This is a genomic window from Limosilactobacillus reuteri (assembly GCF_020785355.1).
GTDB classification, from domain to species: Bacteria; Bacillota; Bacilli; order Lactobacillales; family Lactobacillaceae; genus Limosilactobacillus; species Limosilactobacillus reuteri_I.
Genome location: NZ_JAJGVH010000066.1, coordinates 15,654 through 27,419, shown reverse-complemented (window position 1 = coordinate 27,419; position 11,766 = coordinate 15,654). Strand labels below are relative to the sequence as shown.

At 37.9% G+C, this 11,766-nt stretch carries 7 protein-coding genes, 1 tRNA gene and 1 pseudogene; 2 read left to right on the top strand and 7 right to left on the bottom strand.

Annotation, left to right across the window (positions count from 1 at the left end; all coding sequences use genetic code 11):
• Positions 1-3: 3 nt before the first annotated feature.
• Positions 4-1,773, top strand: a complete 1,770-nt coding sequence (locus tag LMB56_RS03620; RefSeq protein ID WP_229283700.1) for a 6-pyruvoyl-tetrahydropterin synthase-related protein — start codon at positions 4-6, stop codon at positions 1,771-1,773.
• Positions 1,774-1,867: 94 nt separating this feature from the next.
• Here LMB56_RS03620 and LMB56_RS03615 read toward each other — a convergent pair whose 3' ends face one another.
• Both LMB56_RS03615 and LMB56_RS03610 read right to left on the bottom strand, forming a co-directional pair.
• On the bottom strand, positions 1,868-2,827 hold the full coding sequence (locus LMB56_RS03615) for a beta-galactosidase small subunit (RefSeq protein ID WP_229283697.1): 960 nt from the start codon (positions 2,825-2,827) through the stop codon (positions 1,868-1,870).
• The gene (locus LMB56_RS03610; RefSeq protein WP_229283694.1) at positions 2,811-4,697 is read right to left on the bottom strand and encodes a glycoside hydrolase family 2 TIM barrel-domain containing protein; all 1,887 of its coding nucleotides are present in this window, start codon (positions 4,695-4,697) and stop codon (positions 2,811-2,813) included. The genes LMB56_RS03615 and LMB56_RS03610 overlap by 17 nt, the downstream gene beginning before the upstream one ends.
• Positions 4,698-4,970: 273 nt before the next feature.
• Here LMB56_RS03610 and tnpA point away from each other — a divergent pair.
• Positions 4,971-5,216 (top strand): annotated as a pseudogene (gene tnpA, locus LMB56_RS03605) (IS200/IS605 family transposase); the annotation flags it as partial.
• Between the two features lie 82 nt (positions 5,217-5,298).
• Here tnpA and LMB56_RS03600 read toward each other — a convergent pair.
• The 5 genes from LMB56_RS03600 to LMB56_RS03580 all read right to left on the bottom strand — a co-directional run bounded on the left by LMB56_RS03600 (position 5,299) and on the right by LMB56_RS03580 (position 11,750).
• Positions 5,299-5,973, bottom strand: a complete 675-nt coding sequence (locus LMB56_RS03600) for a restriction endonuclease subunit S (RefSeq protein WP_229283693.1) — start codon at positions 5,971-5,973, stop codon at positions 5,299-5,301.
• 95 nt (positions 5,974-6,068) lie between these two features.
• A complete protein-coding gene (locus LMB56_RS03595) occupies positions 6,069-6,800 on the bottom strand; it encodes a restriction endonuclease subunit S (protein ID WP_229283692.1) in 732 nt (243 codons plus the stop codon).
• The gene (locus LMB56_RS03590) at positions 6,790-8,238 is read right to left on the bottom strand and encodes a class I SAM-dependent DNA methyltransferase (protein ID WP_229283714.1); all 1,449 of its coding nucleotides are present in this window, start codon (positions 8,236-8,238) and stop codon (positions 6,790-6,792) included. The genes LMB56_RS03595 and LMB56_RS03590 overlap by 11 nt, the downstream gene beginning before the upstream one ends.
• A 30-nt stretch (positions 8,239-8,268) precedes the next feature.
• Positions 8,269-11,496 (bottom strand): type I restriction-modification system endonuclease, encoded by a 3,228-nt coding sequence (hsdR, locus tag LMB56_RS03585; protein WP_229283691.1) that lies wholly within the window; start codon positions 11,494-11,496, stop codon positions 8,269-8,271.
• A 168-nt stretch (positions 11,497-11,664) separates the two neighbouring features.
• Positions 11,665-11,750, bottom strand: a tRNA-Leu gene (locus LMB56_RS03580).
• Positions 11,751-11,766: the final 16 nt, after the last annotated feature.

The window sequence follows — 11,766 nt, the reverse complement described above, 5'->3', positions numbered from 1 at the left end:
TTTATGAAATCTAAAATTGCTAATCTAATTAATTGGGGGCTCCCATACTGTGCCATCGCTGCAATGGCCTATTTAATCATGTTCCCCCAACTTGTATCACACGGAGTTATTTTAGGAACGGACTCCATTTTTCACTTTAACCGTTTTTATGATGCCGCTAAGCAAATTCAACAGTTCAATTTTAGTTATTTTCAAAGTAATTATGGTTTTCAACAAAGCGGCCGCATCATCAATGCCGTTTATGGACCCCTCTTTGCATATTTAAATGGGGCCATTCTTGGAATAGTAGGAACCTGGTATCAATATCAGATTGTTACTACCTTTATCGTCTATCTACTAGGTGGAATCGGTATGTATCGACTTGGCATCCGTGTTCATAGTAAACGGACATTTGCAATTATCTGTGCCCTAATTTACATGAATATTGGGTGGCTTCCACGATGGGAATTAGCACAGAACATGAATGCCTGGGGAGCTGCTCTGGCCCCTTATATGGTAATTTGTGGAGTACGCATGATCCAGGACCGCCAACGACCAGTCAACTGGCTACAATTAATGACCCTGATGACGATCATCATTCAGATCCACATGCTAAGTTCTTTATTTTTCGTGATTACCCTAACACCGTTCTTTATTATTGGTTTAATTATAACGACTAATCGTACGCAAATGTGGCTCGAAACGCTAAAGGCAGTCGGCGGAACCGTTATTTTAACAGCCAATGTCTGGGGAGCCTTATTAATGCTTAACCTCCATAATAATATTGCCAATCCTGCCGATTTCAGTCTCGCCGATAATGTGCTACTGCCTTCAATGTTTAGCAGTACACGCGATTATTTAATCTACGCAATGTGGATTCTCTTTATCCTTCAACTCATTTACGTATTATTCACCTTCAAAAAATCGCTTACTAATACAGTCCTGACGTTACTTGGTTCTTTGGTCCTCCTGCTTAGTTCTTCCCTTACTCCTTGGTCCTTTTTCCAAGATGTGATCCCCGCACTTGGCCACACTTTGCAGTTCCCTAACCGGTTAACAATCATTGCCTTTCCCCTCTTACTCGCAGGAGTTGGGATCAGCGCTACAACCCTTGATAAAAAAGCGCAAGAGATTGACTTACGAAATCAATTAATCACCGGTATCCTCTTGTTAATGGTTTTTCTGGTCTTTACTCCTACGACAATTGATGTTTATAAACGCGCAGCCCGCTATGACTCAGAAATTGTTCTTAATAGTTTTAGCGCGATTACCCGCGTAAGTGAAAATAAGACCGCCCTGCGACATTCCGTCCACGACCTTTACCCTGGTCAATTGTTAACAATGGTCGAAAAGAGAAGTCCTGACTATTTGCCAATTCCTAAGAAGTACATGAATCAAAAATATGTTCGTTCTTACGCTTACGAAGGACAAATCATTAATGAAGCCCATAAATATACTCATACTGTCTTGCCGCATGGAGGATTGCAATTATCATGGGAAGCAGGAAAAGCGGGAAAAGTTCGGTTACCAATTATTACGTATCACGAATCACAACTAACGGTTAATGGTCACCTACTTCGCCACTATCAGCGATCCTCGGTTGGTGCTCCCTACATTCAGCAACGTAAAGGGAAAAATACTGTTACCCTCTACTTTAAGCAAGTAAAATGGTTCACCGCTTTATTAGTGATCTCGTTAGTTGGTCTTAGCATTCTTGCAATTTATGGTCTTTATTATTTCTGTACTCATATTAAGAAATACTTCCAAGGAATTGCAGCTGGACAAATTGATTAAAACAACAAAGCCTCTATCGCTCGGTAAAGCCGAACGTTAGAGGCTTTGTTTTAATTTTTTATGAACATAGCGGCATGGAATATAATCCAACCTCTTATTTTGCATTCACTACAAACGAAAACTCAACATCACGGTCAGCAGGAATATGATACTGTTCTTCAACATCTGCACCCCAGCTATCAATTCCTCCAACACCTCGAACGGCCCCCGCAACAACGAGAACAGTTCGTCGTGCGAGTGGGAGCTCTTCGATGTGTGTTGCATTTTCTAATTCCTCCGCTGTATATGGTAAACAACTAAAGGCAAATGGTTGCTCGTCTTGCTTAACAGTTAAGTTAAATGGTTCACGAGAATGATCAGCATTATTTTGGGTGGAATCGCGGGTAATTGTTAATGCATGAGTATCCATGTGCATTCCATTTTCCTGGGGAACTAAATACTTAGTAACCGGTAAACCGTCAACATGGAAGGTACCCTCAGTCGCTCCTGCCATCCGGTCAGGGTAAGTTTCACCAGACAATCCTTGATAGTCAAAGCCGGTAGCAACGGTCGGCATGATAAAACGCATTCCTACTACTGGTAGACCAGGTAAGTCTTCATGACCATAATAGTGCATGGTCACTTTAATCTCACCTTGTCCGTTAACCTCATAAGTTACAGTGACTTGCGTGGCCGGAACTGTTAGCGTCTCAAAAGTATACTTAATCTTGACGTTTTCAGCAGATACCGGATCACTAAATTCATTGGTTATCGGCGCAATAGGTAATTCAGCAAAGTGTTGATTATCAACTGTCAGGTCAATCCCAACACACTTATGAAAAGTGTCCGCTGCTAACCACTGAGCAGACCGAATATTAAAGCCACTTCCTCGGTCATTATCAGTAGTTGCCCGCCAAAATGTCGGCATTGGTTCACGATATAGCCATTCTTTACCGTTTAGTTTAAGCGATTCTAGTCCACCACGCTCATAGCTAAAAATATAATGAAAGCCGTCACCACTAAGTCCTAATGTCGCATCACCATATATCACGCGTAATTTATTTGTGTAAGCCATAGTAGTATCTTACCTCCTGCATTGCTGGCTTCGGTGTCCGATCAGCAAACATCAAGCCATCTCCCGAGAATTCGTAATCTGAGTGACGATCATCGAAATCACCACCATAGCGCATCACTTCTTGCCCACTTACTGGATCCTTAACAAGGAGGGCTTGGTCAATAAAGTCCCAAATGAAGCCGCCAAAGTATTGTGGGTATTTATCAAGTAAGGAAATGTACGAACCCATTCCACCATCAGAATTCCCCATATCATGCATGTACTCACATTCCATAAATGGCTTGTCTGGATTATTCTTCAAGTACTCCTCAACTTCTTTAGGTGGTAAGTACATCCAGCTTTCAACGTCTGAGATCCGATCACGGTATTCGGGAGTATGACAAACACCCTCATAGTGAACAAGCCGACTGTCATCATGCTTCTTATAGAATTCATTCATTTTGACAATATTATCGCCAGCATATGATTCATTACCTAAAGACCAGAATAAAATCGACGGGTGGTTCTTAAATGTTTCATAGTTAGTCCGTGCCCGATCTACTACTACGTCACGCCATTGAGGAACTGAACCGGGGACGTTATATGATGGTTCAATTGCTCCCATCTTCTGCCAGGTAGCATGGGATTCCAGATTATTTTCGGCCATCATGTAAATTCCGTTATCATCACAAAGGTAATACCACGGAATTTGATCTGGATAGTGACACGTCCGGACGGCATTAATATTATTTTCCTTAAAGGTGTGAATATCACTCGTCATATCATCCATCGTGATCGCGCGGCCACGTTTAGCATTCCATTCGTGACGGTTAACACCATTGATAATTAGCCGTTGACCATTCAATAGGACAACATGGTCTTTATTAATTTCAATTCGCCGAAAACCAAAACGGTATGGAACGAGTTCGACCAGATTACCTTCGTCATCACGAATTTCAATCAACAATTGATAGAGGTAAGGATCATGGTTATCCCATAAGTGAATATTTTCTAAAAATTGATCCTGAACTTTTACCGTGGAATCAACAGGGTGTGTTTCATTGACGAGCGTATTACCATCATTGTCGATAACCCGCACATTAACATTCCCAGTCTTTTCACCGTGAAGTTGAAGGTTAACATTAAAAATACCGTCCTGATAATTATCAGTAACAATTGGCCGAATATTAAGGTCTTCAACATGAACAAGTGGTTGAGCTAATAGGTTTACACTCCGGAAAATTCCAGAAAAACGGAACATATCTTGATCCTCAATCCACGAGGCGGTACTATGCTTGAAAACTTCCACAGCTAAAACATTACCTTCATCTTGAATGTAAGGAGTCAGGTCAAATTCAGAGGGGGTAAAACTGTCTTCAGCGTAACCAATAAAGTGACCATTAAGCCAAACATACATGGCACGCTCAACACCATCAAAACGAATGCGGATCTGCTTTCCCCGTAAAGAAGGTTCAAGGTCAAAATGTTTTAAGTATTCGCCAACAGTATTGTCATCCCCATCACTAAATGATCCCTCTTGCGCATCATCAGGACTAAGGGCATATGCAGGACGACGGTAAATCTTACCTTCCCACGGAATCAAAGTGTTAATGTAATTATTTTGGGCGTAATTATTTAGTTCAATCTCACTAGGGACTTCGATTGTTCCAAAGCTGCTGCTATCGTAATCTGTCTTATAAAAATCTTCTTCGCGTTCACGCGGGTTTTCAGCAAAGTTAAATTGCCATTGCCCATCCAAGTTTTGCGCAAAACGACTATTATTATGCCGCCATTCATCATAGTTACCGTAATAATAATGGTCACTATGCGCAGGTAATTGATTAACACGGAATGTTTCCGGTTCATCAAGCCATTTGATATCTGCATCCATTGATAAATCCCTCCTCGTTACTATCTACAACATCTAAAGTATAGCGCTTTCATGATTGAGATAGCAAGAGGAGAGGTAAAATTTACGTAAATTTTATTAATGCTTTTAGACCTAGTTAAGTGCGTGAGCAGAACGAATGCACGAAACAAAAACACCTGCTATGTGTGGGCGATAAAAATTATATAAAAAGGACCTCTTTTTCCTTAAGATGTAGGTGTTCAATCCAAAATCGATAAGGGAAAAGAGGTAATAAAAATATCGCTAATAAATTAAATTAGTTTAACCCATACAAAGTGGTTATGTAAATACCTTATTGTATTCATTCCAAAGTATAGACGAAAAATTATATAATCAATAATATCGAAGCGACTTATGAGATTATATAAAACTATTGTGTAAGTATAAAGATGTAACAATCATTGATGGACATATGATGCCCGATCCTGTTCATTTATTAGTATTCCCTCGAAGTTAAGTGTTTTTCAGTTTATTGAGATACTTAAAAGAAAAAGCGCCTTGAGAACGCCAGCTTTTCTAATCGGCTTATAGTTGATGTGCAAACCACTAGTTTGACAGATGATTATGATTGTCATATTAAATCCTAACCTATTAAAGCAAATAACTGTTCCAATTTTGAAACAATTCGTCTTTGTTCCGAAAGAGGAGGAAGTGGAATAATAGTTTGTCTAAGTTTTATAAGTGATAATTTAGGCTGCGCAACTTGACTTAAAATTTTTTTATGTTGTTTTTTAACTATATTGCTACTTAATACTTGTATCAAAAAATCTTTATTAGCATCATAAGGTGTCAATTTAGCAGCATTTTCAGTTAGTAACGCACCACTAATTTTATCAGGTATTTTTCCTACTTTACCAATCGTTCCAGCTATACTGAAATAAATATCATTTGAAGAAATCGTATATTTTTTAATTTGATCATAAATATCTTGCGTTACATATTTAAGATCATTTGTACTTACAGTATATCCTTTCATATCTGTAACACGAATATATGGTCTAATAGCTTGATAATCAACTAATTTTTTACCTTTGGGGACTCTTTTACCACCCTTAATACTAACAAGATCTCCTAATCTCACCCATTCCCAACTATTAGGAATCTCGAATGGCTTCTCATCATCAGCAATTTCAGGTAGAGACTTAGTTTTCTTAATTTTCTTTTCTTTAACAAGTTGATCTTTTTCAGCTTTAATTTTATCTAAAAGAACATTAGCTGGTTCATCCTTTGGATTTTGATCAATAAGTTTTCCTCGCATAGCTAAATCCAACAGTTTAAACTTTAGCAAATCTTTCAGATTTGTATATTGTTGAATAGAAGATTCGACTTTGCGGAGCAAAGCGAAGAGCTGCGCTATTTTAGCAGCGATTCGACTTTGCGGAGCAAAGCGAAGAGCTGCGCTATTTTAGCAGCGATTCGACTTTGCTCTGAAAGAGGTGGAAGTGGAATAATCGCTAATAACATATCATCTCTAGAAATCCCTGGTATCATACTTTTAGCTTTACTTCTCAGTTCTTCAACATAATTTTCGAGAAAGTATTTTTGAAATTCTAGATTTAAATTGTATATGTTTTCTAGCCCCATGATCTGTCTTGCAATATGAGCTTCTGGAAGGTTTAACACTGCTATTTTTCCAATAGTACCTTTAACTGATAATAAAAGTGTACTGTCCTTGACAATAACACTAGGGTTATTAACCCACTCTGATATCAAAATTTCACCATTATCACTAATATTACTAGCTCCTGTAATGTAAGGTATCGAATTTTTAGTGGGCTTATTTAAATGTAATTTTTTCGGTATATCTCTACCTGAAATCAAATTTGTCAGCTCTCCTAGTCTTACCCATTCCCAACTATCAGGAATCTCGAATGGCTTCTCATCATCAGTAATTTCAGGGAGTGGCTTGCTCTTCTTAATCTTCTTTATTTTAATAAGCTGTTCTTTTTCTGCCTTGATTTTTTCTAGCAATACGCTTGCTGGCTCATCATTAGGATCTTGCGGTACAAGTTTACCTCGCATCGCTAAATCTAGGATTTTTTCTCTTAAAGCCTGCGCATCAAAATCTAAAGTATTAGTCTTCATCGTCGATCCCTTCTAATGCCTTATTGAGTTCCGCAATGGCTTCACTAATTGCCATTGACTTATTATTCATTTCACTAAGGATTTCCTGTAATGAGCGCTCATCATGGTCTTCTTCTTCACTCATCCAAGTAATATCTAAACTGGTATTAGGACGCTTTTCAATCTCATCAATTGTAAATTTACGCCATCTACCATTTGGATTCTCATCCTTACTCCATGTTTCTTCTCGCTTGCTAAGATCATCTACAGAGAATAACTTTTCAAATTCTGCAAAGTCCTTCTCATTAAGGGGACTACGCTTACCGAATGAACGCATTTGATGACGCATATCATAGATCCAAGTTTCTTTAGTATTATCTGAGTCATCAATCCCACGATTAAAGAATAAAACATTGGTTTGAACACCCTGAGCATAGAAAATACCAGTAGGTAATCTAAGAATGGTATGCACATTACATTTATTAAGTAAGTCTTTCCGAATTTCTTCGCCAGCACCATCAGCAAATAAAACGTTATCTGGGACAACCACAGCTGCTCTTGCCTTACCATTCTTTTTTAAGGAATTATAGATAATTTGTAAGAAGTTTAACTGCTTATTAGATGTTTCATAAGTCAAGTCATCACGAGTTGCTCGCTCTCCACCTTTCTTTGTTCCGAACGGTGGATTAGTCAAGATAACATCAAAATTCTTCATCCATTTACCAGCAGCAGATAATGAATCCCCTTGGTCCAAGCGACCATCCATTCCATGTAAATATTGATTCATCAATGCTAATCGGTGGGTATTAGGCACCAGTTCCATTCCGGAAAATGCCCCTTCTTTTTCAAATTTACGATCAGCCTGACTTAAATCAAAAAATTCATCTGTCTGATCACTTAGATAATCATTGGCCGCAACCATAAAACCAAAGGTACCTGCTGCAGGGTCATTTAGCCGTTCACCAATTTGTGGCTTTGTTATTCTTACCATCATATTGATAAGAGGACGAGGCGTGAAATATTGACCAGCACCAGACTTGGTTTCATTGGCGTTTTTCTCTAATAACCCTTCATAGAGAGCCCCTAATCCCTCTTGACGCGCAGAAAACCAATCTAACCCATCAATATCATGGATAATTTTTTCAAGATTGGCCGGCTCATCGATACTTGTCGATGCATTGTCATAAATTGCATTAATTCGCGTACTCTTCGTTTTTTGCGGATTACCAAGATCAAGTAATAGTTGGCGATAGAAGTTCATTAAATCTAAGCCTTCATATCGAAGTAAGTTATCCCAACGATACTTTTCTGGAATTTCCCTTTCTTCATCCTGTTCCTTACTCATCTTTAAGAACAAGATATAGGTTAATTCAGTTACATAATCTTGGTATGTAACCCCATCATCACGTAATATATCACACTCTTTCCATAATTGTTGTACAATTTCTTGATTAGACATTGCCATAAGTAATCAATTTTCCTTTCTCAATTACGCATATAAATTCTGATTAATCAAACTAATGATTTCATCAGTCTGATTACCAAAGACGCGTTTCATTTGCTTATATCCCCCATGCTCCTTGAAGACCTCAATATCATTGAACGCTTTTGAAGCATTCGGCCCAAGAATATGGTTTTGTTTTAATTGTTCTTCAATCCGCTTCAACCACTTCATTTGAACGGTTGTCCAGTCTGCCATTCCATATACCTTAGCCATTGCACGATCAACAATTGCGCTTTCGGATTCCAATGGAGTACCTAAGGCTGCTTGACGAATAAAACTAATGATACTTGCTGCAACATTTATCTTATTAGTTGTCCGCCATGCTGATTGTAAGTCGTTCTCCTTAAAACCATGTGAACTAAGAATACTCTGAATTTGACGTAAATCTTGGAGGCTGAGATCACTTGGACGATTAATTAATATATCTATTGCTGGAATCTCATTTCGTGAAGACTTGATGAAGCGATTAAATGATTCTAAATAATCAGCTGGCTTTTCATTATTATTACCATATCCACGATCAACCGAAACAACTTCATCTTTCTGATTAGAAATTAAAGCAGTTCGTGGCTTTAATCTGAACTCACTGATAGTCTTAATCTTTCTTGATTCAGATTGTAATTTATTTTGAGTCGCATTTTCTAAGCTCCGTGCCCAGGCAGACAGGTCTTTTTCTTGAATAGCTGTCTCCAATTCATCAGTTTGCTTATCATCTAACCGCTGAATCTTTCTTTGTAACTTTGCAACTAGCTGTTTACGATACTCTTTAAGTGAATCCTCTGTAGGAGCCTTTAATGCTAAGGAGTAATATTCCTCTACTTTGCGCTGAACATTTTTCTCATTGATGACCGAGTTCATATCGGTATATTTCTCCATACTGTCATATTGACCAATTGGATCAAAAATATTAAACGCATCAATACCTTCAAATTTTCGCGTCGCCCGACCTAGCATTTGTTCGTATAATATCCGAGACTTCACCCGCCGCAAAAATACAATATTACAGATGGATGGGACATCAATCCCGGTTGTTAATAGGTCAACAGTTACGACGATATTAGGATATTGTTCGTTCTTAAACTGCTTAATATGAATATCGCGGTGACGATCTTTACCAGTAATTTTCATTATTGCATTATCACTAACTGGATTACCGCTTTTTTCAAATTCTTCTTTTAATAGACGAACTATCATATCAGCATGATCATCAGTAGCCGCAAAGATTAAGGTTTTTCCTAAAGATGGCTCATTAGGATCTAAACGATTTACAAGTTCTTGGCAAACTGCACGATTAAAGGGTTCAGTAATGACTTTCTTATTAAATGCTTCTACATCAAAATTAATATCTTCAGGCATTCGATACTTCTCATGCTTGTCCATATCATAATTATAAGAATCAACTTCCTGACCTTTATTAAACTTAATTCCCTCATTCGAAAGTTTAGTTTTAATGATATAAGGTGCATTATGATCCATCAAATAACCATCAATAACTGCTTGTTGATAACTATAAGAGTATACAGGATCGCCGAATATTCGGACAGTTTGGATTGCTGGTGTAGCTGTCATACCAATTGCAGTTGCATCGAAGTAATCTATTACCCTTCTGTACTGGCTAATGTAATCAGCCTGATCATAAAACTTCATTTCATCATTCGACATTTCACGATCTTCACCATAACCACGGTGAGCTTCATCAACGATAATAATGTCATACATACCAGGGGATGGTTTGTTTTCATTATCTATACTATTAAATAAACGTTGTACCATTCCTTGTACTGTTGAAATTTGAATTCTAGTAGTTGGTGCAGGTATTTTGTCTGTAAATTCTTTAACATCATAAATACTCGATACAGGTTGAGAACCAACTTTATTATCCTTTAAAGAGTTAGCAGTTTGGGTAGCTAATGATTGCCGGTCAACCAAGTATAGGATTCTCCGTGCACGTTTATTCTTTATTAAGCGGTACATTAATGAAATGGCGGTTCTGGTTTTACCTGTACCAGTTGCCATTGCAAGAAGAATTCTTGTCTTGCCTTCTCCGATAGCATTTTCTACAGCTTTGATGGCGTCTTGTTGATAATCACGATTAGCTAGTTCTGGAAAATCATTATCATCTTTTAATGCTTGATCTGAATCTTTCTCAAGTGGTGCGCTTAATTTAAGTTTTAAATCATCAGGAGTAAGCCAAGATTCCAATGGGCGTCGAGCGTGTTCAGGATTTCGTGCATCCCAGAACCAAATTCCTGATTTTTGTTCTAGTTGCTTTAAATAAGGACGCCCATTTGTACTAAAAATAAATGGTACATTATATGGTTTATAAACTTCATAGTTACGAATTGGTTCAGCTACCTTATCAGTAAATACGAATTCCTTAGAATAATCAACAGCTTGATCTAATGAACTGTAAACATCATCCTCATATTTTTTAGCTTCCACAACTCCCACTGCTTCTTTACCAATAAAAAGTGCATAATCGGCACGGTCGCCATTTGGAAACTCCCATTCCGCGATTGCTTTATTTTTTCCGTTTTCGGGTTTGGTATTACTGTAACGGATCTTATTAGTATCTGCTTCCCATCCCGCATCGCGCAGCTGCTGATCAATAAGTTCACGCGTTTCGGCTTCGTTAAGAGGATGTTGAATGGCAAATTGGCGACTCTTTTTCCGTCTTTCAACTTTCTGTTCAACCGTAAGTGAAATCTTATTTTTATTATTTACCTGCTGTAACTGTTGAATTTTTAATTTTTGATCATCTAATTGTTTCTTCAGTTCTTCAATATTTTGAGTATTATTCTGGGGCTTAATGTAATCTTTTTCATCAGCTTGAGTGTAGGTTCCTAAAAACCAGTCAGAAATAATGTAAGTATCTTGGTCAACTTGAAGTGCTTCTTCAGTATCAATATCTAGCTTAGCATCATGACTAGCTTTATTACCTACTCTACGTACTCGATCCATTGCCTGAACGACCTTTACAGGATAATCATCTGGATGGAGCCGCATCATTTCGATTCTATCAACTTGACGCTCATCGTAACCACCATTACCATAGCCGTCTAAGTGAAGTGCTTCTTTAGTTATTGTTTCAACAAGTACACGAAATCCTTGTACAGCATTCCTTGGAGCTTGATACAAGATACTTTCTGCTTGTTGACCTGATTTCCCCATTTCTGCATATTTAGAAGGGTAATTTTCAAAATTAGTTTCCATCTTTTTCATTCCCCTATTAAAGCATTTTATTTTCTCTTTCGTATGTAATAATTATACAGCAGAAATAGAACGCCTTACTATAGTTGCTTTATCTCTTCAAAGTCAGAAATCATCTTTATACACAACAAAAAGACACTGAGCAAATATTACTCAGTGCCTTTTAAGTAGTGCGGCCGAGAGGACTTGAACCTCCACGGTCATAATCGACCATAAGATCCTTAATCTTACGCGTCTGCCAGTTCCGCCACGGCCGCATATCAACCAACGAAT

What these genes read in the sequence shown, in the direction of transcription:
- LMB56_RS03615 (WP_229283697.1), bottom strand. Translation starts at nt 2,827, where the DNA reads ATGGCTTACACAAATAAATTACGCGTGATATATGGTGATGCGACATTA.
- LMB56_RS03590 (WP_229283714.1), bottom strand. Translation starts at nt 8,238, where the DNA reads ATGTCTAATCAAGAAATTGTACAACAATTATGGAAAGAGTGTGATATA.
- LMB56_RS03600 (WP_229283693.1), bottom strand. Translation starts at nt 5,973, where the DNA reads ATGCGAGGAAAACTTATTGATCAAAATCCAAAGGATGAACCAGCTAAT.
- hsdR (WP_229283691.1), bottom strand. Translation starts at nt 11,496, where the DNA reads ATGGAAACTAATTTTGAAAATTACCCTTCTAAATATGCAGAAATGGGG.
- LMB56_RS03595 (WP_229283692.1), bottom strand. Translation starts at nt 6,800, where the DNA reads ATGAAGACTAATACTTTAGATTTTGATGCGCAGGCTTTAAGAGAAAAA.
- LMB56_RS03610 (WP_229283694.1), bottom strand. Translation starts at nt 4,697, where the DNA reads ATGGATGCAGATATCAAATGGCTTGATGAACCGGAAACATTCCGTGTT.
- LMB56_RS03620 (WP_229283700.1), top strand. Translation starts at nt 4, where the DNA reads ATGAAATCTAAAATTGCTAATCTAATTAATTGGGGGCTCCCATACTGT.